Annotated in this window: 20 protein-coding genes; 11 read left to right on the forward strand and 9 right to left on the reverse strand. The window is 71.0% G+C overall.

Going from position 1 to position 22870, the window contains the following annotated elements; all coding sequences use genetic code 11:
• Positions 1-120 precede the first annotated feature (120 nt).
• From cydD to ABD207_RS09600, 3 genes are read right to left on the reverse strand one after another with little or no spacing between them, the layout of a single operon-like run.
• On the reverse strand, positions 121-3654 hold the full coding sequence (gene cydD, locus ABD207_RS09590) for a thiol reductant ABC exporter subunit CydD (RefSeq protein ID WP_344011591.1): 3534 nt from the start codon (positions 3652-3654) through the stop codon (positions 121-123).
• Positions 3655-3666: 12 nt separating this feature from the next.
• Positions 3667-4671, reverse strand: coding sequence for a cytochrome d ubiquinol oxidase subunit II (gene cydB / locus ABD207_RS09595; protein ID WP_344011593.1), 1005 nt, complete (start codon positions 4669-4671; stop codon positions 3667-3669).
• 20 nt (positions 4672-4691) lie between these two features.
• The gene (locus ABD207_RS09600; protein ID WP_344011595.1) at positions 4692-6197 is read right to left on the reverse strand and encodes a cytochrome ubiquinol oxidase subunit I; all 1506 of its coding nucleotides are present in this window, start codon (positions 6195-6197) and stop codon (positions 4692-4694) included.
• Between the two features lie 141 nt (positions 6198-6338).
• Between ABD207_RS09600 and ABD207_RS09605 the strand changes: the two genes are divergently transcribed.
• Entirely contained in the window at positions 6339-6719 is a 381-nt protein-coding gene (locus ABD207_RS09605) for a cyclophilin-like fold protein (protein ID WP_344011597.1), read from the forward strand.
• A gap of 66 nt (positions 6720-6785) precedes the next feature.
• On the opposite strand, the gene hisC is transcribed toward ABD207_RS09605, so the two are convergent.
• Positions 6786-7865, reverse strand: coding sequence for a histidinol-phosphate transaminase (gene hisC, locus ABD207_RS09610; protein ID WP_344011598.1), 1080 nt, complete (start codon positions 7863-7865; stop codon positions 6786-6788).
• A 441-nt stretch (positions 7866-8306) separates the two neighbouring features.
• On the opposite strand from hisC, the gene ABD207_RS09615 reads away from it, so the two are divergent.
• The 3 genes from ABD207_RS09615 (at position 8307) to ABD207_RS09625 (ending at position 11952) form a co-directional block, all read left to right on the forward strand.
• Positions 8307-9419 carry a LacI family DNA-binding transcriptional regulator gene (locus ABD207_RS09615; RefSeq protein ID WP_344011600.1) on the forward strand — a complete coding sequence of 371 codons (1113 nt, stop codon included), beginning with the start codon at positions 8307-8309 and terminating at the stop codon, positions 9417-9419.
• Positions 9420-9797: 378 nt separating this feature from the next.
• Positions 9798-10892, forward strand: a complete 1095-nt coding sequence (locus ABD207_RS09620) for a metallophosphoesterase (protein WP_344011602.1) — start codon at positions 9798-9800, stop codon at positions 10890-10892.
• Positions 10893-11076: 184 nt separating this feature from the next.
• The gene (locus ABD207_RS09625) at positions 11077-11952 is read left to right on the forward strand and encodes a hypothetical protein (RefSeq protein WP_344011604.1); all 876 of its coding nucleotides are present in this window, start codon (positions 11077-11079) and stop codon (positions 11950-11952) included.
• Between the two features lie 223 nt (positions 11953-12175).
• On the opposite strand, the gene thiC is transcribed toward ABD207_RS09625, so the two are convergent.
• Positions 12176-13972, reverse strand: a complete 1797-nt coding sequence (gene thiC / locus ABD207_RS09630) for a phosphomethylpyrimidine synthase ThiC (RefSeq protein ID WP_344011606.1) — start codon at positions 13970-13972, stop codon at positions 12176-12178.
• A gap of 255 nt (positions 13973-14227) precedes the next feature.
• On the opposite strand from thiC, the gene ABD207_RS09635 reads away from it, so the two are divergent.
• Positions 14228-15595, forward strand: a complete 1368-nt coding sequence (locus tag ABD207_RS09635) for a YibE/F family protein (protein ID WP_425580664.1) — start codon at positions 14228-14230, stop codon at positions 15593-15595.
• A gap of 186 nt (positions 15596-15781) precedes the next feature.
• On the opposite strand, the gene ABD207_RS09640 is transcribed toward ABD207_RS09635, so the two are convergent.
• The 4 genes from ABD207_RS09640 to ABD207_RS09655 all read right to left on the reverse strand — a co-directional run bounded on the left by ABD207_RS09640 (position 15782) and on the right by ABD207_RS09655 (position 18048).
• A complete protein-coding gene (locus tag ABD207_RS09640) occupies positions 15782-16216 on the reverse strand; it encodes an SsgA family sporulation/cell division regulator (protein WP_167997971.1) in 435 nt (144 codons plus the stop codon).
• Positions 16217-16314: 98 nt separating this feature from the next.
• The gene (locus ABD207_RS09645; protein WP_425580665.1) at positions 16315-17028 is read right to left on the reverse strand and encodes an IclR family transcriptional regulator; all 714 of its coding nucleotides are present in this window, start codon (positions 17026-17028) and stop codon (positions 16315-16317) included.
• A gap of 321 nt (positions 17029-17349) precedes the next feature.
• Complete coding sequence (locus tag ABD207_RS09650; RefSeq protein WP_344011608.1) at positions 17350-17562, reverse strand: DUF5326 family protein; 213 nt, start codon at positions 17560-17562, stop codon at positions 17350-17352.
• A 168-nt stretch (positions 17563-17730) separates the two neighbouring features.
• Entirely contained in the window at positions 17731-18048 is a 318-nt protein-coding gene (locus ABD207_RS09655; protein WP_167997973.1) for a cupin domain-containing protein, read from the reverse strand.
• Positions 18049-18104: 56 nt separating this feature from the next.
• On the opposite strand from ABD207_RS09655, the gene ABD207_RS09660 reads away from it, so the two are divergent.
• The 6 genes from ABD207_RS09660 (at position 18105) to ABD207_RS09685 (ending at position 22811) form a co-directional block, all read left to right on the forward strand.
• Entirely contained in the window at positions 18105-18482 is a 378-nt protein-coding gene (locus ABD207_RS09660; protein ID WP_344007735.1) for a phage holin family protein, read from the forward strand.
• 5 nt (positions 18483-18487) lie between these two features.
• Positions 18488-18979, forward strand: a complete 492-nt coding sequence (locus ABD207_RS09665) for a low molecular weight protein-tyrosine-phosphatase (RefSeq protein WP_344011609.1) — start codon at positions 18488-18490, stop codon at positions 18977-18979.
• Positions 18976-20115: a cystathionine gamma-lyase gene (locus ABD207_RS09670; RefSeq protein WP_344011611.1), complete on the forward strand. Its 1140-nt coding sequence runs from the start codon at positions 18976-18978 to the stop codon at positions 20113-20115. The genes ABD207_RS09665 and ABD207_RS09670 overlap by 4 nt, the downstream gene beginning before the upstream one ends.
• A 245-nt stretch (positions 20116-20360) precedes the next feature.
• Positions 20361-21266, forward strand: a complete 906-nt coding sequence (locus ABD207_RS09675; RefSeq protein WP_344011612.1) for a LysR family transcriptional regulator — start codon at positions 20361-20363, stop codon at positions 21264-21266.
• Positions 21267-21362: 96 nt separating this feature from the next.
• A complete protein-coding gene (locus ABD207_RS09680; RefSeq protein ID WP_167997978.1) occupies positions 21363-21845 on the forward strand; it encodes an NUDIX domain-containing protein in 483 nt (160 codons plus the stop codon).
• 99 nt (positions 21846-21944) lie between these two features.
• A complete protein-coding gene (locus tag ABD207_RS09685) occupies positions 21945-22811 on the forward strand; it encodes a GNAT family N-acetyltransferase (protein ID WP_344011614.1) in 867 nt (288 codons plus the stop codon).
• The last annotated feature ends 59 nt before the right edge of the window (positions 22812-22870 follow it).

The following is a 22870-nucleotide window of genomic DNA, read 5'->3' on the forward strand; positions in this document are numbered from 1 at the left end:
CCGGCCCCGCCGCAGGGGCCTGTTCTGGTCGTACGCCCGGGGGACCTCCTGCCCGGATGGACCAGTGATGCGGCCGTCTGATCGAACGATCGGCGCGTCCGCCGAAGGCTTGATGCCGCGTCAGGCGGGTGCGGCGGGCTGACGCGTGGTCATCAGCGTGTCCGCCTCGGCCTCCCTGCGCAGCACCTCCCCCAACGGCCCCTCCCCCAGGGCGAGTTCCTCGTAAGGGCCGCGCTGCACCACACGCCCCCGGTCCAGCACGATCACCTCGTCCACCGCGTCCAGCCCGGCCAGGCGGTGGGTGATGAGCAGCGTCGTGCGGCCCTCGGTCGCGGCCAGGAGGTCGGCGGTGAGCGCGTCCGCCGTGGGCAGGTCGAGATGCTCCGCCGGCTCGTCGAGCACCAGGACCGGGAAGTCCGCGAGCAGCGCCCGGGCCAGCGCCAGCCGCTGGCGCTGGCCGCCGGACAGCCGCGCTCCGTGCTCGCCGACCAAGGTGTCGAGCCCGTCGGGCAGGGAGTCGGCCCAGTCCAGCAGCCGGGCCCGGGCGAGCGCGTCGCGCAGTTCGTCCTCCGTGGCGTCCCGCCTGGCCAGCAGCAGGTTCTCGCGCACGGAGCTGTCGAAGAGGTGCGCGTCCTGGGCGCACAGGCCGACCAGCCGCCGTACGTCGTCACCGTCCAGGGCGCGGGCGTCCACGCCGGCCAGCGTGTAGGAGCCCGCGCTCGGGTCCAGGAAGCGCAGCAGCACCTGGGCGAGGGTCGTCTTGCCGGAGCCGGACGGCCCGACCACCGCGATCCTGCGCCCCGGCGTCAGCGTCAGGTCCAGTCCGGTCAGGGCGTCCCGGTCCTGCCCGGGGTGACGCGCGGACAGTCCCTTCACCGTGAGCGGGAACGGCGTCGCGGGTGCCTGCCGGGGCGACTCCGGTTCCCGTACCGGCGCGGGGGCGTCCAGCACCTCGTGCACCCGCTCGGCGCTCCGGCGCACCCGCTGCCGGTGCTGCACGGCGAGCGGCATGCCGAGCACGGCCTCGAAGGCGGCCAGGGGAGTGAGCACCACGACGGCCAGCGTCACCCCGTCCAGGCGTCCGGCGGCCACCGCCTGAACCCCGGCCAGCGCCGCCAGGGTGACGGTGAGTCCGGAGATCAGTGCCGTGAGCCCGTCGCCCAGGGCGGTCGCGGTCGCGGCGCGTGAGGCGATCCGGGTGAGGTCCTGATCGGCCCGCCGTGCCTCGGCGGCCCGTGCGGGCAGGGCCCCGGCGACGGTCAGCTCTGCGGTGCCGGTGAGCAGATCGGTCACCCGGGTCGCCAGCGCGCCCCGCGCGGGTGCCAGCCGGCGGTCCGCCCGCCGGGCCACGGCCCCGGTGAGCAGCGGCACTCCAGCTCCCGCGGCGAGCAGCCCGGCCGCGAGCGCCGCGCCCGCCTCCGGCAGCAGCCAGGCGGTGACGCCGACGGACAGCACGGACACGACGACCGCCGCACCGGCCGGCAGCAGCCACCGCAGCCAGTAGTCCTGCAGCGCGTCCACATCGGCGACCAGCCGGGAGAGCAGGTCGCCGCGGCGCACCCGGCGCAGACCCGCGGGTGCCAGCCGTTCCAGCCGCCGGTAGACCGCCACCCTGGTGTCGGCCAGCATCCGCAGCACCGCGTCGTGCGACACCAGCCGCTCGGCGTACCGGAACACCGCCCGGCCGATACCGAAGGCCCTGGTCGCGGTGACGGCCACCATCAGATGGAGCACGGGCGGCTGCTGCGAGGCCCGCGAGATGAGCCACCCGGAGGTCCCCATGAGCCCCACGGCGCTGCCCAGGGCGAGACTGCCCAGCAGCAGCGCGAGCGCCAGCCGTCCCCGCCGGGCACCGGACATGGCCCGGACCCGGGCGAGGACACCGCCCCGGCGGTCCGGCGCCACAGGCTCCCCTGCGAGGCCGGGCGTCGGCTCGGTACCGGCCTCCGGATCGCGGCCCGCGTGCCGTGTGCCGGTGACGGGGGCAGCAGTCCCCGGCGCGGGGACGGCGCTGCCGCGGGCGCCCGGCTCCGTCAGCCGCACCACGCGGTCGGCGAGGGTGAGCAGCGCGGGCCGGTGCACCACCAGCAGCACGGTCCGGCCCGCCGCCAGCCGTCGGATCGCCGCCACGACCTCGGCCTCGGTGGCGCCGTCCAGCGCGGCCGTCGGCTCGTCGAGCAGCAGCACCGGCCGGTCGGCGAGGAACGCCCGGGCCAGCGCGAGGCGCTGCCGCTGCCCTGCGGACAGTCCCGACCCGTCCTCGCCGAGCGGGGTGTGGATGCCCTCGGGCAGCGCGGCGACGAAGTCCCAGGCCCCCGCGTCCCGCAGCGCCCGCCGTACCGCGTCGTCGTCGGCGTCGGGCCGGGCCAGCCGTACGTTCTCCGCGACCGTCCCGGCGAACAACTGCGGACGCTGCGGCACCCAGGCGACCCTGCGGTGCCACTCGGTGAGATCGAGTCCGGTGAGATCGGCTCCCCCGATGCACACCCGGCCCGCGTCGGGACGGACGAAGCCCAGCAGCACGTCCAGCAGGGTGGACTTGCCCGCGCCGCTCGGCCCGACCAGCGCGACCGTCTCGCCGGGCTCCACGGTGAACGACACATCGGTGACGGCGTCCGCGGAACGGCCGGGGTAGCGGACGGTCACGCCCTCGAAGGACACGGCCCCGGCCGGCACCGGCCCGCCCTTCGTGTCCGGGGCGGGGGTCTCCAGGACGCCGAAGATCTCCTCGGCGGCGGCAAGGCCCTCCGCCGCCGCGTGGTACTGGGCGCCGACCTGACGCAGCGGCAGGTACGCCTCGGGCGCGAGGATCAGGATGACCAGGCCGGTGTAGAGGTCCAGGTCGCCGTGGACCAGCCGCATGCCGATCGTCACGGCCACCAGCGCCACCGACAGCGTGGCGAGGAGCTCCAGCGCGAAGGAGGAGATGAAGGCGATCCGCAGGGTCCGCATGGTCGCCCGCCGGTACTCGGCGGTGATCCGGCGGATCGACTCCGCCTGCGCCTTGGCCCGCCCGAACACCTTCAGCGTCGGCAGCCCGGCGACCACGTCCAGGAAGTGCCCCGACAGCCGGGACAGCAGCCGCCACTGACGGTCCATCCGGGACTGGGTGGCCCAGCCGATCAGCACCATGAAGACCGGGATGAGCGGCAGGGTGCCGACGATGACGGCGGCGGAGACCCAGTCCTCGGTGACGATCCTGGCCAGCACCGCCACCGGCACCACCACGGCCAGCCCCAGCTGGGGGAGATAGCGGGAGAAGTAGTCGTCGAGCGCGTCGATGCCCCGGGTGGCCAGGGCGACCAGCGAACCGGTGCGCTGCCCGGCCAGCCACCCGGGGCCCAGCGCGGTCGCCCGCTCCAGCAGCCGTCCGCGCAGCTCCGACTTGACCGCGGCGCTCGCCCGGTGGGCCGCCAGCTCGCTCAGCCAGCCCACCAGTGCCCGGCCCACCGCCACCACGGCCAGCAGCACCAGGGGAGTCGCGAGGCCACTGGCGGACCTGCCGTGCTGGAAGGCGCCCACCACGGTCTCGGCGATGAGCATGGCCTGGGCGATGACCAGGCCCGCGCCGACCGCCCCCAGGCCGACGACCGCGACCAGGAAGAGGCGGGTGGCACGGGCGTGGCGGAGCAGGCGCGGGTCGATCGGTTTCACGTGAAACACACCTCAGTGCACGGGATCGGCGATGTGCTGGGTGCCGATCCGCTTGCGGAAGACCCAGTACGTCCAGCCCTGGTAGAGCAGGACCACGGGGGTGGCGATCACCGCCAGCCAGGTCATGATCTTCAGGGTGTAGGGGCTGGAGGAGGCGTTGGTGACCGTCAGGCTCCAGTCCTCGTTCAGCGTGGACGGCATGACGTTCGGGAACAGCGTCAGGAAGAGCATCGCCACGGCGGCCACGATGGTGACGCCGGAGAAGGCGAACGACCAGCCCTCGCGCCCGGCCCGGTTCGCGGCCAGGGCCGCCACCAGCGCCGCCACGGCGGCCACCAGAGCGACCAGGCTGCTGCCGTCGCCCTTGTCGGCCTGGGTCCACAGCAGGAAGGCCGCCGCCAGTGCGGCGGTGACGAGACCCACGCGGGTCGCCATGGTCCGTGCCCGCTGCCGGATCTCCCCGACGGTCTTGAGCGCCGTGAACACCGCCCCGTGGAAGGTGAACAGCGTCAGGGTGACCAGCCCGCCGAGCAGGGCGTAGGGGTTGAGCAGCTCCCAGACGTGCCCCACGTACTCGAAGTCCGCGTCGAGCTTCACCCCGCGCACGATGTTCCCGAAGGCCACACCCCACAGGAACGCCGGGATCAGCGAGGTCCAGAAGATCGCGGTCTCCCACCGGCGCTGCCAGCTCTCCTCCGGCCGCTTGGCCCGGTACTCGAATGCGACACCCCGGATGATCAGGCAGATCAGGATGGCGAGCAGCGGCAGGTAGAAGCCGGAGAACAGCGTGGCGTACCACTCGGGGAAGGCGGCGAAGGTGGCTCCGCCGGCGGTGAGCAGCCACACCTCGTTGCCGTCCCAGACCGGTCCGATGGTGTTGATCAGCACCCGCTTCTCGGTCCGGTCGCGGGCGAGCAGCCGGGTGAGGATGCCGACGCCGAAGTCGAAGCCCTCCAGGAAGAAGTAGCCGGTCCACAGGACGGCGATCAGGACGAACCAGATGTCGTGCAGTTCCATGGCGGTGCAGCTCCCTCGGCCTAGTACGAGAAGGCCATCGGCTTGTCGGCGTCACGGGGGTCGCCGCCGACCTTCGTGGGCGGGTTGAGGTCGCTCTCGGTCAGCTCGGGCGGGCCGGCCTTGACGTACTTGGCGAGCAGCTTGACCTCGATGACGGCCAGGGCGGCGTACAGCGCGGTGAAGACGGACATGGAGGTGACGACCTCGGCCGTGGAGGCGCCGGGGGAGACGGCGTCGCGGGTCTGCATCACGCCGTAGACGACCCAGGGCTGACGGCCCATCTCGGTGAAGATCCATCCCCAGGCGTTGGCGATCAGCGGGAAGGCCATGGTCCACACCGTCAGCAGCCAGTACAGGCGGCCGAGCCGGGCTCCGAGCGGCTGCCTGAACAGCACCAGATGCGGCACCTCGTCCTCCCCGGTGCGCAACGCCGCGGGCAGCATGAACTTCTTCCGGGTCAGCCACAGCCCCAGCACGCCGAGGGCGAGGGACGCCATCCCGAAACCGATCATCCAGCGGAAGCCCCAGTAGGCGACGGGGACGATCGGCTTGTAGTCTCCGGGCCCGAACTTCTCCTGCAGCGCCTCATTGGTGTCGTTGATGCCGGGCACGTACGACTCGAAGTCGCTGTGTGCGAGGAAGGACAGCAGGCCCGGGATCTCCAGGGCGACCTTGTTGTGGCCCTCGTCGACGTCCCCGTAGGCGAACACCGAGAAGGGCGCCGGTTCCTCGCCGTCCCAGAGGGCCTCGGCGGCGGCCATCTTCATCGGCTGCTGCTCGTACATGACCTTGCCGAGGGTGTCTCCGCTGATGGCGGTGAACAGGCCGCCGACGGCCAGGGTGACCAGGCCGAGCCGCAGGGAGGTCCGCATCACCGGGATGTGCTTCCCCCGCATCAGGTGGAAGGCGGCGATGCCGGCCATGAACGCGCCACCGGTGAGGAAGGCGGCCGAGAAGCTGTGGAAGACCTGGTTGAGGGTGGTGTTCTGGGTGAGCACCAGCCAGAAGTCGGTCAGCTCGGCGCGGCCCTTGTCCTCGTTGATGCGGTAGCCGACGGGGTGCTGCATCCAGGAGTTGGCGGCGAGGATGAAGTACGCCGACAGCAGGGTGCCGATCGCGACCATCCAGATGCAGGCGAGGTGGATCTTCTTGGGCAGCCGGTCCCAGCCGAAGATCCACAGGCCGATGAAGGTGGACTCGAAGAAGAAGGCGATCAGCGCCTCGAAGGCGAGCGGGGCGCCGAAGACGTCACCGACGAAGCGCGAGTAGTCGGACCAGTTCATGCCGAACTGGAACTCCTGCACGATGCCGGTGACCACGCCCATGGCGATGTTGATCAGGAAGAGCTTGCCCCAGAACTTGGTCGCCCTGAGGTACTTCTCCTTCTCCGTGCGCACCCACGCGGTCTGCAGGCCGGCGGTGAGTGCGGCCAGGGAGATCGTCAGGGGAACGAACAGGAAGTGGTAGACGGTGGTGATGCCGAACTGCCATCGCGCCAGGGTCTCCGGCGCCAGAGCCAGGTCCACGTCGTCACTCCTTACCCGCGCTTGTGAACGCGTTCACATTCACAAGCAATTATGACTTACCCCTTTTCGGGCCAGGAAGGGGGGTCCCCTGTGACGTCAACCCCTTGGCAAGAACTTCAACAGTCTGTTGAATTTGCGGCCATGAGCACAGGTATCCGCATCTCCTGGCCGGCGGGGCACCTCACCGCGACCCTCGACGACACCCCCACCACCCAGGCCCTCGCCAAGGCACTGCCCCTCACCTCCACCGCCCGGACCTGGGGCGAAGAGGTCTACTTCGACACGGGTGTGGCCGTTTCACGTGAAACGGACGCCCGGCAGGTGGTCGAGCCCGGCACCGTCGCCTTCTGGACCGACGGTGACGCCCTGGCCCTCCCCTTCGGACCCACGCCGATCTCCCACGGGGACGAATGCCGCCTGGCGAGCCCGTGCAACATCCTGGGCCGGATCGACCAGAACCCGCGCCTGCTCGCGACCGTCCGCGACGGCGACCCGATACGCGTGGAGCCGGCCGACGACTGAGTCGCGGACCGGCTCCTTGGTCCTGGTTGCAGGACTCCTTGCGAGCTTCAGGACTGCTCGCGTGCTTCAGGACTCCTTGCGGAACTCCTCCGCCACCTTCAGGAAGATGTCGTTCGCCTCGGACTCACCGACCGTGACCCGCACACCCTCACCGGGGAACGGCCGGATCACCACGCCCGCCTGCTCGCACGCCTCGGCGAACGCCACCGTCCGCTCCCCCAGACGCAGCCACACGAAGTTGGCCTGGGTCTCGGGCACCGTCCACCCCTGGGCCCGCAGCCCCTCCACCACACGGTTGCGCTCGCAGACCAGCGAGCCGACCCGCCCGATCAGCTCGTCCTCGGCCTGCAGCGAGGCGATCGCCGCGTCCTGGGCGATCTGGCTGACGCCGAACGGCACCGCCGTCTTGCGCAGCGCCGCCGCCACCGGCTCGTGTGCGATGGCGAAGCCCACCCGCAGCCCCGCCAGGCCGTACGCCTTGGAGAAGGTCCGCAGCACACAGACGTTGGGCCGGTCCCGGTAGATGTCGACCCCGTCGGGCACCTCGGGGTCCCGGATGAACTCGCGGTAGGCCTCGTCGAGGACCACGAGGACGTCACCGGGCACCCGGTCGAGGAAGCGCTCGAGCTCGGCCCGCCGCACCACCGTGCCGGTCGGGTTGTTGGGGTTGCAGACGAAGATGAGCCGCGTCCGGTCGGTGATCGCCGCGGCCATGGCGTCCAGGTCGTGCACCTCGCCCGCCGTCAGCGGCACCTTCACGGAGGTGGCGCCGCTGATCTGGGTGATGATCGGGTACGCCTCGAAGGACCGCCAGGCGTAGATTACCTCGTCGCCCGGACCGGAGGTGGACTGCAGCAGCTGCTGGGCGACACCGACCGAGCCCGTGCCGGTGGCCAGGTGCGACACCGGCACCGCGAAGCGCTCCGCGAGCTCCTCCATCAGCGCCGTACAGGCCATGTCCGGGTAGCGGTTGAAGGACGAGGCCGCGGCCGTGACCTTCTCCATCACGCCCGGGAGCGGCGGATAGGGGTTCTCGTTGGAGGACAGCTTGTAGGCCACCGGACCACCGGCGGCCGCCGGCTTGCCGGGCTTGTAGGTGGGAATCCCTTCCAGCTCGGCGCGCAGCCTGGGACTCGTCTCGCTCACCGCAGTCCTCCTCGACAGACCGGCGGCCCCTGACCGCCGCCGACATCAATACTGCTCACCTTATGAGGATTCCGCGCGGCTGCGTAGAGCGGCGACGGGCGTCCCGAGGTGGTTCCTCATGCGTCACAGGTACAACAGAGGCAACACATCCCCATAGGCGCACGAAAGGCGCGCACCACGGGGGCGCGCCTCACATATATCTATGCGCCGGTGGCTTGCGCCGTAGCGCGCATCACCCGTGCAGGTGAGTTGAGACCTCTTCGCAACATCGCACCCTCGACAGGCCCGTGTGCAGCGGCACGACAGGTCCCGTCGTGGGAGCGCTCAACCTCCTTGCCATCCAAGGCAATTCAGCGTTGATGATCATGCAGAAACGTGCCTGTCAATGCCTGCATATGCGTCCGCCCTACCCCACCGCATGAGCCCTACTATCGGCTCGCCATGACAGCAGCAGGGAAGCACCAGGTGAGCCGCGCGGAAACCTCACGCCGAGGCAGCCGGCCGGGTCGAGCGGGCATCAGGGACGTGGCCGCCGCCGCCGGAGTCTCCATCACAACCGTCTCCGACGCCCTCAACGGCAAGGGCCGGCTCCCGGACGCCACCCGCCGGCATGTCCGCGAGGTCGCCGACCGGCTGGGCTACCGCCCCTCGGCCGCCGCCCGTACGCTCCGCACCGGCAAGTCGGGACTCATCGGCCTGACGGTCACGACCTACGGGGATGAACCTTTCACCTTCACCGAGTTCGCGTACTTCGCCGAGATGGCCCGCGCCGCCACCTCCGCCGCGCTCGCCCGCGGCTACGCCCTCGTCATCCTGCCCGCGACCTCCCGCCACGACGTGTGGTCCAACGTCGCGCTGGACGGCACGGTGGTCATCGACCCCTCCGACCGCGACCCGGTGGTCAGCGAGCTGGTCCGGCAGGGTTTACCGGTCGTCTCCGACGGACGCCCGGCCGGCGCCCTGCCGGTCACGGCCTGGGTGGACAACGACCACGAGGCCGCCGTGCTCGGCATCCTCGACCATCTCGCCGACGCGGGCGCCCGGCGCATCGGCCTGCTGACGGGCACCACGACCGACACCTACACCCACCTGTCGACCACCGCGTATCTGCGCTGGTGCGAGCGCGTCGGCCAGGACCCGGTGTACGAGGCCTACCCGGCGCACGACCCCTGCGCGGGCGCCGTCGCGGCCGACCGGCTGCTCGCCCGTCCCGACCGCCCCGACGCCGTCTACGGCCTGTTCGACCCGAACGGCACCGATCTGCTGGCCGCCGCCCGGCGCTACGGGCTGCGCGTGCCGGACGACCTGCTGCTGGTCTGCTGCAGCGAGTCCACGGTCTACGCCAACACCGACCCGCCCGTCACCACGCTCTCCCTCAAGCCGCGCCGCATCGGCACCGCGGTCGTCCAGCTGCTGATCGACGCCATCGAGGGAGTCGAGTCCGACCACCCGGTGGAGCAGGTGATACCGACCGAGCTGATCGTGCGCACCTCGTCCCAGCGGCGCCCCCCGCGGACGACGGTCAGCCCGCCGAGGTCGCCGAGGGGCGCCTGACCGTGGCACCGGCGGAGGACGGCGACGGGCTCCTGGAGGGGTGGAGCCCCTCGCGCCCCGGTCCGCCCACCGGGCGGAGCCGGAGCTTCCGTAGCGTCGAGGGCAGCGGACGGCATCACTCCTCCGGGCGAAAACGGGCCGGTCGCCCGAGGAGGACGGTCCGCTCCCGCGCCGGGCGACCAGGGCGAGAGCAGGGCGAGAGGGCCGGTGAGGCGGTCGCAGCCCGGCACAATCGGGGCGAAAGCCGCGACGAACCGGAGCCCTGCTCTGATTCACCACCCCTGGGTCATCACATGGCGCGATTCGCATTCCTATGATGGGCCCACGACACCGCGGGCCGCTGCGACCAGGCAGTCCGAGCGGTGCAGATGCGGCGCGATGGTGGAGGGGTCGATGACTCAGGGGGCCGGTCAGGGACCCGAAGTGGAGCGGACGGCGACGCTGCGCGACTTCCGGGTACCCGCGTACGTCCACGAGCCCGGTCCGTACACCCAGAGCACCCACCCCGGCGACGTCGTCCCCCCGACCGAGGAGGCGGCGTACCCGGAGGGATACACACCCACACAGCGGGATCTCCCGGTCATCAATCGGGGGGACACTGTCCAGGTGACCGTCGATCCCGTTTCCGTCCCCGCCCCCCAGCCGGCCGGCGGCCCCGGCCCGCTGTACGTGGTCGGTGACGTCCACGGCTACCTGGACGAGCTGGTGGCAGCGCTGCAGGAGAAGGGCCTGATCGACTCCGCGGGCCGGTGGTGCGCGGGCACCGCCCGGCTGTGGTTCCTGGGCGACTTCACCGACCGCGGCCCGGACGGCATCGGCGTCATCGACCTGGTGATGCGCCTGTCCGCCGAGGCCGCCGCGGCCGGCGGCTACTGCAAGGCGCTCATGGGCAACCACGAGCTGCTGCTGCTCGGCGCCAAGCGCTTCGGCGACACCCCGGTCAACTCCGGCGCGGGCACCGCCACCTTCCAGGCGGCCTGGCTGCTCAACGGCGGCCAGAAGACCGACATGGACCGCCTCCAGGACCACCACCTGCAGTGGATGGCCCGCCTCGACGCCGTGGAGGAGGTCGACGGGCATCTGCTGCTGCACTCCGACACCACGGCCTACCTCGACTTCGGCCGCTCCATCGAGGAGGTCAACGACACCGTCCGCGAGACGCTCACCCGTAACGACGCGGACGAGGTCTGGGACCTGTTCCGCAAATTCACCAAGCGGTTCTCCTTCCGCGACGAGGGCGGCGCCGACGCGGTGCGCTCCCTTCTCGATACGTACGGCGGCACCCGGGTCGTTCACGGCCACAGCCCCATTCCGTACCTGCTGGGCGAGGTCGGGTCCGAGGACGGAGGGGACGAATCCGGCCCCGTGGTCGAGGGACCGCACGTCTACGCCGACGGGCTGGCCATCGCCATGGACGGCGGCGTGACCATGGCAGGAAAGCTGCTGGTCCAGCAACTGCCACTGTCCACGTGACCGTTGGGCGGACCGGACGTTCCGAGCCCGGTTCCCGGGGCCGCGCGGCGCCAATTTCGGTAAACCCCCTGTCACCGCGCGCCGTCACCGCTCTACCATCGGCTTATCCGTAGCAGGCTCCCCTCCGTTTCTGCCCGACGGCTCGTCAGCATGCCGAGCCCCAAGCCCTACGGAGCATCGGGGGATGCACATGAACAGCGTTCCGCAGCACCTGTCGAGCGAGGACCGCCAGGAGTTCGAGCGGGTTCTCGATGAGGCGCTGCGCTCCGCACCACACCGCCCGGAACTCGCCGCTGTCGGTCAGCGGCTCAACACGGAACAACTGCGCACCATGGCGCTGGGCGCCACCGCGATCATCACGGCCGCCGCGGCGGCCGAGTACCAGCACTACGTCAAGGTCCGCGAGGAACTGCGCCGCCCCTCGGCACCGGCCGACCCGTCCGTACGCGAGTCCGGCTCCGCCTCCGCCGAACAGTCCGCCGGCGCGGTGGGCCTCACCGGCGGCATGGGCGAGGTCGCCGAGGCGGCCGGCGCGGGTGTCGTCGCCGTGCTCGCCGTACTGGCCCCGGTGCTGGCCGGCACCGCGGCGGGCATCTTCCTGCTGGTCGGCTACGTCCTGCGGATGCTCGACCCGGACGCCGCGTTCGCCCGGACCATGCTCACCACGGGCTGGGTGTTCGGTGCCGTGACGGCGGTGGCGATCCTCGTCGCCGCGATCGGCCTGCTGCTCACCGCGCTGCGCAACAAGCCGTCCGCACTGGGCGGACCGTACCCGGAGGCCGACGAGGAACTTTCTCGTGCCAGGGAGGCCTGGCGCGAAGCCCTGCTGGAACGGGGCATAGTCCCGTTCCTGAGGGACGCCCTCGCCGACCCGGAGACGGCCGCACTGCACCGCACCACGGCACCGTCCGCACCCGTCAGCCGGATCCCGAACCTCGGCTACGCCCGCCCGGGCTTCAGCAGCCCGGAGGGCGGCTCACCCCGCGCCTCCCGCCCGAGCTACTCCAGCCCCGACTACACCAGCCCGGACTTCGGCGGCCCGGAACACCAGCCGGACTAGGGGCAATACCGGTGACTTTGTTGGGGTCTGGTCGTTGGATGAGTTGTGCCAAGGCCGGGTCAGGTGAAGTCGTCGGGGTTGGTCGGTTCTCGGATCGGATCGCGTTGGGGGTGCTGGGACGTCGAACGCCGAGGCTGCCCCGGGCCGGCCCGGGGCAGCCTCCTGGTCAGGGCGGGCACCGGCAGGGACTGCCGGAGCGGATGTCAGGCGCAGCCGAACGACATCAGTCGGCGATCGGCAGGTACACGCGGTTCCCGCTCGCGGCGAACTCCTTCGCCTTCTGGGCCATGCCCTCCTCGATCTCCTCGCGGGTGCCGCCGTGCTCACGGCGGATGTCCTGGGAGATCTTCATCGAGCAGAACTTCGGCCCGCACATCGAGCAGAAGTGGGCCGTCTTCGCCGGTTCCGCCGGCAGGGTCTCGTCATGGAACTCGCGGGCCGTGTCCGGGTCGAGAGCCAGGTTGAACTGGTCCTCCCACCGGAACTCGAAGCGGGCGTCCGACAATGCGTCGTCCCAGGCCTGCGCGCCCGGGTGCCCCTTGGCGAGGTCGGCGGCGTGCGCGGCGATCTTGTAGGTGATGACACCGGTCTTGACGTCGTCGCGGTTGGGCAGGCCCAGATGCTCCTTGGGCGTGACGTAGCAGAGCATCGCGGTGCCCCACCAGGCGATCATCGCGGCGCCGATGCCGGAGGTGATGTGGTCGTAGCCGGGCGCGACGTCCGTCGTCAGCGGGCCGAGCGTATAGAACGGAGCCTCATCGCAGATCTCCTGCTGAAGGTCGATGTTCTCCTTGATCTTGTGCATCGGGACATGGCCCGGGCCCTCGATCATGGTCTGCACATTGAAACGCCTGGCGATCCGGCTGAGTTCCCCGAGCGTGCGCAGCTCCGCGAACTGCGCCTCGTCGTTGGCGTCCGCGATGGAGCCGGGCCGCAGACCGTCACCCAGCGAGTAGGTGATGTCGTAGGCGGCGAGGATCTCGCAGAGCTCCTCGAAGTTCTCGTAGAGGAACGATTCCTTGTGGTGCGCCAGGCACCACGCGGCCATGATCGAGCCGCCGCGCGAGACGATGCCGGTCTTGCGGTTGGCGGTGAGCGGCACATAGGCCAGGCGCACGCCCGCGTGGACGGTCATGTAGTCCACGCCCTGCTCGGCCTGCTCGATGACCGTGTCCTTGTAGATGTCCCAGGTCAGTTCCTCGGCCTTGCCGTCGACCTTCTCCAGGGCCTGGTAGAGGGGCACGGTGCCGATGGGGACGGGGGAGTTGCGCAGCACCCATTCGCGGGTGGTGTGGATGTTGCGGCCGGTGGAGAGGTCCATGACCGTGTCGGCGCCCCAGCGGGTCGCCCAGGTCATCTTCTCCACCTCCTCCTCGATGGAGGAGGTCACCGCGGAGTTGCCGATGTTGGCGTTCACCTTCACCAGGAACCGCTTGCCGATGATCATCGGCTCGCTCTCCGGGTGGTTGACGTTGGCCGGCAGCACGGCCCGGCCCGCGGCGATCTCCTCGCGGACCACCTCCGGCGAAACGTTCTCCCGGATCGCCACGAACTCCATCTCGGGCGTGATCTCGCCCCGGCGCGCATACGCCAGCTGCGTCACGGCCCGGCCGTCGCGGCCCCGGCGGGGCTGACGGGGACGTCCGGGGAAGACCGCGTCCAGATTGCGCAGGCCGCCGCGCGGCGAGGTGTGCTTGATCCCGTCGTCCTCGGGGCGGACGGGGCGGCCCGCGTACTCCTCGGTGTCGCCGCGGGCGATGATCCAGTTCTCCCGCAGGGGCGGCAGGCCCCTGCGCACGTCGGTCTCGACGTGCGGATCGGTGTACGGGCCCGACGTGTCGTACAGCGTGACAGTCTGCCCGTTGGTGAGATGCACCTGACGGACCGGCACCCGCAGGTCGGGGCGTGAGCCCTCGATGTATGCCTTGTGCCAGCCGATGGACTTCCCGGACTCCTCGCCGACCGACGGCTTGGTGGTGGTCTGCGTGGAGGCAGGCGTGCGTGCGTCCTTGTGGGTCATGAGACCGATCTCCCTACGCCGGCATTACCCGGTAACAGGTTCGGCGGTCGACGCAGCGGTATCCGTCTGCCGACGTTCCGTGTGAAACATCACTCGCGATCGGTGATGTTTCATGTGAAACATCGCTGGGACGGAGGTCAGCGCCCTCTCAGCCCGGTGCTCCGAGCTCCCGCGTGTACAAAGATGCCCCCCACGCTAGCGTCAATTCTGGCGCGGTGAACAGAGGGCCCCCTCGGGGCTTGCGATGATCGGTCGGTGACCCCTTCGCAGCATCCTTCGGTCCCACCGTCCGAACTGTCCCCCGACGCCGGCCACGGTCATGCCCACGGGCACAGTCACAGCCACGGCCCGGCCGCCCCCGTCTCGCGGCATCTGCGCAAGGTGATCGCCGCCGTCCTCGTCCCGTTCGCCGCGGCGGTGCTGATCGGCCTCGCCGTGCTCTGGCCGGGCGGTGCCCCGGCGCACGAACGCACCGGCGTCGGCTTCGACCGCGAGACGCAGCAGGCCACGGTCACCGAGGTGGTGGAGGTGCCCTGCAAGGACGTCAACGCCTCCGGCGGCAGGCCGACCGGTGACACCTCCACCGCGGAGGGCTCCTCCGCCCAGCAGCAGGCCCAGGGCACCTGCAAGAAGGCGACGATCCGGGTCGACTCCGGCAAGGACAAAGGCCGCACCTTCACGGAGATCGTGCAGCCGGACCAGTCCCGGCAGTTGAGCAAGGGGCAGGAGGTCGTGGTCGCCTACGAGCCCTCCGCGCCCGCGGACCTGCAGTACTCGGTCGCCGATGTGAACCGGCGGCTGCCACTGACCCTGCTGGCCGGTGTCTTCGCACTGGCGGTGGTGGTCGTGGGGCGGTTGCGCGGCCTCATGGCGCTGGTCGCGCTGGCGGTCAGCTTCCTGATGCTGACCTCCTTCATCCTGCCCGCGATCCTGCAGGGCTCCAATCCGCTGGTGGTGGCGGTGGTGGGGGCGAGCGCCATCATGCTGCTCGCCCTCTATCTGTGCCACGGGCTGTCCGCGCGGACGTCCGTGGCGGTACTCGGCACGCTGGTCTCGCTGCTGCTGATCGGTCTTCTGGGCTCGGGCTTCATCGGCTGGGCCGCGCTCACCGGCGACACCGACGACAACACCGGTCTGATCCACGGGCTCTACCCGGAGATCGACATGAGCGGCCTGCTGCTGGCCGGGGTCATCATCGGCTCGCTGGGTGTGCTCGACGATGTGACGGTCACCCAGACCTCGGCGGTCTGGGAACTGCACGAGGCCAACCCGTCGATGGGCTGGCGCAAGCTGTACCGCGCCGGTATCCGCATCGGCCGGGACCACATCGCCTCGGTGGTCAACACGCTGGTCCTCGCCTACGCGGGTGCCGCGCTGCCGCTGCTGCTGCTGTTCTCCATCGCGCAGAGCGGGGTGGGGACGGTCGCCAACAGCGAGCTGGTCGCCGAGGAGATCGTCCGCACGCTGATCGGCTCGATCGGCCTGGTCGCCTCGGTACCGGTCACCACGGCCCTGGCCGCCCTGGTGGTCTCCGCCGACCGCCCGTCGAGCGGTCGGGTCCCGGCCCAGGGCGACCGGCCTGCGGCGACACGGGGCGGCAGGGGGAGACGGCGCAAGCGCTGAGGGCGGCGGGGCCGAGCCGGTCGCGCGGTCGCGGAGGTTCGCCACGCTGCCCGCGCCCGGGCGAAGTGCCACCACGCACGGCGGCCGCCCCTCCTGCAGAAGCGTTCCTGCAGAGTGGTGTGACGCTCACCCGCAGGCGGAACACTCAGCACGTTCCGCCGGAGAGCAGGCGCCCGGCAAAACGCTTCACCCGGCGCTCTGTTCCGCCAGGATCCGGTCCAGCGCATCGTCCAGATGCGCGTCGAAGTCGGCCAGCGCCCCCTCCTGGCCCAGCGGCACCAGCTTGTCGGTGCGGTCGAGGAAGGCCACGAGCGGCGCGGTGGACGCCCGGAACAGCGCCTGGTCGCTGCCGACCTGAAGCCGGATCAGCACCTCGCTCAGCGACTCGGGGTCGACCGGCGAGACCCGCACATCGCCCTCGCCGCAGGGCCGGCCCACTCCGTCGATCAGCAGCTCCCGGCCGAACGCCCAGGTCACCGGGGCATCGCCCGGCAGGTGGAAGGTCAGCCGCACGGCGTAGGGATCACAGGTGTCGTAGCGCAGTTCCACCGGGATGCGGAAGGAGAGCTCCTCCGACACGAGAAAGCTCATCATGACCTCTGCCTGTACGGACTCGCGCATCGCCTACCCCGTCATTCGACGCTGACTGCCGGGACCTGACCCTCGGACTCTGAAGGAATCTTGCTGAACGTGCACGACAGATCACAAGGAGTGAGTTTTCAGATACTGATAGAGAGCGCGAGCGATCCCAGCAGTGCCCCCGCCTCCGCCTGCAGACGCTGCGCCGCCGGGAGCAGCCGGTCGGCCTGATGTGCGGGAAGCGAGATGGCCAGGGTCGCGGCCGTGCTGCCGACCGTGATGGGGATGGCCGCGCAGACCGTGCCGACGGCGTACTCCTGGCGTTCGACCACCAGGTCCGTGCGCCGCGTCCGCTCCAGCCGGCGCAGCAGACTGTGGTTGTCGCGGACCGTGTACGGCGTGAGGGGCTGGACCGGGTAGCGGTCGAGGTGGTCGCGGCGGGCCCGCTCGTCGAGCTGGGACAGCAGGCACTGCCCGAGCGCGTGCGCGTGGCCGGTCTCCCGGAAGTCGGCCCACTCCTCGACCGCCGGGGCGCCGGGGCTGTCCGAGACGCACAGCACGGTGATCTCGCCCTCGCGGTACACCGCGTAGTAGAGGGGGGCACCGATCGCGTCCCGCCAGCGGGCGAAGGCGTCGACCAGCGTGCTGCGACGTTTCTGCTGTGCCCCTGCGGCGCTCAGCCGCTCGGCTGCCTCGCCGAGGAAGAACAAGCCCTTGTCCCGGCGCAGATAGCCCTCGTGCACCAGGGTGCGCAGGAGGTGGTACGCCGTGGGCAGCGCCAGCCCGGTCTCGCGTGCCAGTTGCTTGGCGGGGGCGCCGTACGCGTGTCCGGCGACGGTCTCCAGCAGGCGCATGGCCCGCTGCACCGAGCCGATGAGGGTCGCCGCCGGCGGCGGGGCGTCCGGGGAGCGGGGCTGCGCGGGGACGGTGGGCCGGGGCGCGGAGGCGGTGGGGGACGGGGCGGTTTCAGCCGTGGCCAAGGGTCACTCCCGGTGCGAGGGGGCAGCCCGTGCGGGGGAACACGGGTGGGGGACGGACGCCGCTCGCGGGGATCGCCCCGCGTCGAGATCCGGACTCTAACCGCGGGTCAGCGCCGCGGGACCGTCTGTCCGGGAAACTTCCCCCGCCCGAGGGAACCGGTGATTCCCGTCACCGTTCACCGGTCCCTCTCCGGTTCACCAGTCGCCACGCGAGGACGAACTCGACGTGAACTTCCGTACGACGTAGATCAGTCCGCCGACCAGGGCGACGAAGACCAGCAGCTTGAACAGCAGGTTGATCACGAAACCGACCACACTCGCTATCAGGCCGCCGAACACGACCAGGGCGATGACCGGCACCGCGACCCACTTCACCCACCACGGCAGTCCCGCGAAGATCTCTCGCATCGCCCTCGTCCTTACCTCTCCGCCCGTCGCGCTCCGGGTCGTGTCTCGATGTTCCGCTACCGATGCTAGGGCGGCGAGGGGCCCGGACGGGCGCCGTGCATCCCTTGTCCTCCCCTGAGTGATCCCCTAGGGAATCCGGGGTGCCGGCCCTGGCCCTCGGGTATCGGCCTAGCCCTCGGGCGGGGAGAACACCACCAGGACCCGGAGGTCCTCGCTGATGTGGTGGAACTTGTGCGGGACTCCGGCCGGCACATAGACCACGCTGCCGCGCGCCACCTGCGTGGTCTCCATCCCCACGGTGATCGAGGCCCGGCCGCTGACGACGAAGTACACCTCGTCCTGGTTGTGGGGCTTCTGCGGGTCCTGTTCGCCCGCGTTCAGGGCGTAGAGGCCGACGGACATGTTCCGCTCCCGCAGGAACTGCAGGTACGCACCGTCGTTGGCGGCGCGCTCCGCCTCCAGTTCGTCCAGCCGGAATGCCTTCACGTTGTCCGCCCCTGCCTCACTGCTCATCTCCGACGGTGTCTGCCACGATCAGACACATGAAGAATTTCCTAGTCAAGACGATCGCCAACGCGGGCGCCCTGGCGGTCGCCGTATGGCTTCTCGACAAGATCACCCTGACCGGTGACAGCACCGGCAAGCAGATCGGCACCCTCATAGTGGTGGCGCTGCTCTTCGGCCTGGTGAACTTCCTGGTCAAGCCGGTCGTGAAGCTGCTGAGCCTGCCGCTGCTCATCCTGACGCTCGGCCTGTTCACCCTGGTGGTGAACGCGCTGATGCTGCTGCTCACCTCCTGGCTGGCCCACCAGCTGAGCCTCAGCTTCCACGTCGAGGGCTTCTGGACCGCCGTGCTGGGCGGCCTGATCGTCTCCGTGGTCTCCTGGGCCCTGAACGTCATCCTGCCCGACGGGGACTGATTCCCATGACCTACCGCGTCTGTTTCGTCTGCACCGGCAACATCTGCCGCTCGCCGATGGCCGAGTCCGTCTTCCGTGCCCGCGTGGCGGAGGCCGGCCTCGACGAGCTGATCGAGGTCGGCAGCGCCGGTACGGGTGGCTGGCACGAGGGCGACGGCGCCGACCCCCGCACGGTCGCCGTCCTCGAGGAGAACGGGTACGACAGCGCCCACACGGCGCGTCAGTTCGACCCTGCCTGGTTCCCCCGCCTCGACCTCGTCATCGCCCTCGACTCGAGCCACCTGAAGGCGCTGCGCCGCCTGGCCCCCACGGAACGGGACGCGGACAAGGTCCGGCTGCTGCGTTCCTACGACCCCGCCGCCGGCGACGACCTCGACGTGCCCGACCCGTACTACGGCGACACCCACGGCTTCGAGGCGTGCCTGGAGATGGTGGAGGCTGCCAGCACCCACCTGCTGGCCGCCGTGCGCGAGCAGCTGGAAGGACGCGCGGCATGAGCGGGACGATGCCGGGCGACGGCGACGGCACCCGCGCCGTGCGCGCCGGGCTCCCCGAGCCGGTCAAGCACGAACCCACCCTGCCGGGGCCGGTGTTCGCCGCCCACTACCACCTGCCGGGCGACCCCACGGGCCCGTACACCTACGGCCGGGACGAGAACCCCACCTGGACACTGCTGGAACGGGCCATCGGCGAACTGGAGGCGCCCGGTCAGGACGGCACCGAGACCCTGGTGTTCGCCTCGGGCATGGCCGCGATCTCCTCGGTGCTCTTCTCCCAGCTGCGCAGCGGCGACGCCGTGGTCCTGCCGGACGACGGCTACCAGGCGCTGCCCCTGCTGCGCACCCAGCTGGAGGAGTACGGCATCGAGGTGCGCACCGCGCCGACCGGCGGCGACGCCCAGCTGGACGTCCTCGACGGTGCGCGGCTGCTGTGGATCGAGACGCCGTCGAACCCGGGCCTCGACGTGTGCGATGTGCGCCGCCTTGCCGAGGCCGCGCACGCACGCGGCGCGCTGGTGGCCGTGGACAACACTCTGGCGACCCCGCTCGGCCAGCGCCCGCTGGAGCTCGGCGCGGACTTCGCGGTGGCGAGCGGCACCAAGCAGCTCACCGGGCACGGCGACATCCTCCTCGGGTATGTCACCGGCCGCGATGCGCAGGCGATGGCGGCCGTACGCCGCTGGCGCAAGATCGCCGGTGCCATCCCGGGGCCCATGGAGGCCTGGCTGGCGCACCGCTCGATCGCCACGCTGCACCTGCGGGTCGAGCGGCAGAACGCCACCGCGCTGGCGCTCGCCCGGGCGCTGCGGGAGCGGCCCGAGGTGACGGGTCTGCGCTATCCGGGGCTCCCGGAGGATCCCGCGCACAAGGTGGCCGCCCGGCAGATGCGGCGCTACGGGTGCGTGGTGTCCTTCACGCTGGCCTCGCGCGAGGTGGCCGACCGCTTCCTGGCGGCGCTGCGGCTGGTGGACGACGCGACCAGCTTCGGGGGCGTGCGGTCCACCGCGGAGCGGCGCGGCCGCTGGGGCGGTGACGCCGTGCCGGAGGGCTTTGTGCGCTTCTCCGTGGGGTGCGAGGACCCCGATGACCTGGTGGCCGATGTGCTGCGGGCCCTGGACGCCTCAGCCACCTGACGCTCACATACGGATATCCGCAACCTGCGGGCCGCATGGCCCGCAGGCCGCACGACGGACGGTCCGAGCCTCCCCCCTCATGGCTCGGACCGTCCTCGGTTCTGCGCGCGAAGAACCGCGCGAACAAGGCTAGTTGACTCGCTGTCAGTGTCCAATCACAGTAGCGACAGCGACCTATCGACTTATTTATAGTTGAGCTTTCTTCGGGGGCCAGAGCAGTAGTTGGGACAAGGGGAGGGCACACCGTGGATCTGGCCTTGCTGCGGACCTTTGTGACCGTGCACAGGGCCGGTTCCTTCACCCGCGCCGCCGCTCTGCTCGGCCTCTCCCAGCCTGCCGTGACCTCCCAGATCCGGACGCTGGAGCGGCAGCTCGGACGCCCCCTCTTCTTACGGCAGGCCCGCGGCGTGACGCCGACGTCCATCGGCGACGAACTCGCGCACCGGGCCGCCCCGCATCTCGACGCCCTCGTGGAGATCGCCGAGACCGGGCTCGAGGAGGACTCCTCCCTGCGGACGCTGCATCTGGCGGGGCCTCCCGAGTTCACGGCGGAACGGGCCCTGCCCGCCCTCACCGAGCTGACCGGCGAGGACGGCCAGGGCCTCGCCCTGCGGGCCTCCTTCGGGACCGCCGAGGAGGTGCTGGAGGGGCTGGCCGCCGGTCATCACGATCTGGCGATCAGCACGATCCTGCCGCGCGGCGCCCTGCTCTCGGCGACCGCGCTCTGCGACGAGGAGCATGTGCTGGTCGCCGCTCCGCGCTGGGCCGAACGGATCGACATCGAGAAGCTGCCCCGTACCGGCGGATCCGTCCTGGAGGAGGTACCGGTCGTCGAGGTGCACGAGTCGCTGCCGCTCGTCTCCCGCTACTGGGCCTCCGTCTTCGACTCCCGCCCCGTCGCCACCGGCACCGTCGTCGTCCCGGATCTGCGCGCGGTGCTGGCGTGCACCGTCGCGGGAGCGGGCCTGGCGGTCCTGCCCCGCTATCTGTGCGCGGCGGCGCTCGAGCGGGGCGAGGTGATCGCGCTGCACGAGCCGCCGGTGCCCCCTCTGCGCACGTACTTCCTGGTGGTCCGCACGGGGACGCTGGCGATGCCGCATGTCGCGCGCGCTCACGAGTGGCTGCAGCGGGCGGCGAAGGACTGGTGCTGAACGGTCGGGACGGTGGAAACGGTGTCCCGGCCGAAGCATGCACCCGGTCACGCCCCGCGATGTTTCACGTGGAACATGCGGGGCCACATTCCTCCCATGACCGTCCGACCCGTGGTCAAGCGCACCGCCCGTGCCGTTCTGCTGGACGGTGACGACCTCATCCTGATCAAGCGCACCAAACCCGGCGTCGATCCCTACTGGGTCACCCCCGGCGGCGGGGTCGAGCCATCGGACCCGACCGTCGTCCATGCCCTGCACCGCGAGGTGTACGAGGAGCTCGGCGCCAAGATCACCGACGTGGTGCCCTGCTTCGTCGACACGGTGGAGCACATCGGCGAGGACGGCGGCGCCACCGGTGTGAAGGTGCAGCACTTCTTCGTGTGCCGCCTGGAGTCCATGGACCCCTCCCTGCGGCACGGCCCGGAGGTCGACGAGCCGGCCGGCGAGTACGAGATCGTCCGTGTCCCGTTCACCCGCGTCGGCATCGCCTCCGTCCATCTCGTCCCGCTGTCCCTGCGGCACTATCTGGACGGCAACATCGAGGGAGTCCGCGCCATGCACGCACCCGACCTGGGCTGACCCTGCCGGCGCTTCGCCGGTGACGGCATGGCCAAAAGCGTCTGTCCATCGGAAGAAACAGGTGGACGGCGGCGGCCTGCGTCGGACAGCCTGACCTGCGTGCCCATGCCTTCTCCTGCCTCACTGCCCGTCCGCCGCCTGACGCTCAAGGATCTCACCGCCTGCGCCGACCTCTCCGAGGACCGCGGCTGGCCACGGGAGGAGCACAAGTGGGGACTCCTCCTCTCGGCCGGCAAGGGCTACGGCATCGACGACCCCGGTGGCGGGCTGGCCGCCGCCTGTGTGGTCACCGAGTACGGGGCCGAGGAGCGTCCCGTGCTGGGCGCCATCGGCATGGTGCTGGTCGCGGAGCGGCACGCCCGCCGGGGGGTCGGCCGCCGGCTGATGCGCCATGTGATCGAGGAGGCGGGCCCCACACCGCTCACCCTGCATGCCACGCCGAACGGGCGCCCCCTCTACGAGCAGCTCGGCTTCAAGGTCACCGGCCGGGCGGAGATGGTGCGCGGGCATCTCACTCCCGGCGGGGAGGCCGACGAAGCCGTCACGCGGGCCGCCACCGCCGAGGATCTGCCCGCGATCCTGCGGCTCGATCACGAGGTGTTCGGGGCGGACCGCACGCACATCCTCACCCGGCTGCCCGCCTTCGCCGACCAGCTGCGCGTCGCCGAGGAGGACGGCCGTCTCATCGGGTACGCGGCCGCCTGGCCCAACATGGAGACGCACGTCGTGGGCCCGCTGATCGCCCGTGACACGGCGACGGCCAAGGCCCTCGTCCGCTCCCTCGCCGCCCGCACCGACCGGCCGCTGCGCACCGACATCGACGTCCGCCACGAGGAACTGCTGCAGTGGGCGAAGGAGCACGGTCTGGAGTCCGTCGCCTTCAACGCGGTCATGACGTACGGCATCACGGAGCTGCCGGGTGACTGGAGCCGCCGTTTCGCGCCCGTGACGGTCGCGGCGGGCTGAAGCCCTCCGGCACGCCTTCCCACACGCGGACGCCGGCCCCGGAAGAGGCGTGGACGGGG

This window comes from Streptomyces thermospinosisporus (assembly GCF_039526425.1).
GTDB classification, from domain to species: Bacteria; Actinomycetota; Actinomycetes; order Streptomycetales; family Streptomycetaceae; genus Streptomyces; species Streptomyces thermocarboxydovorans.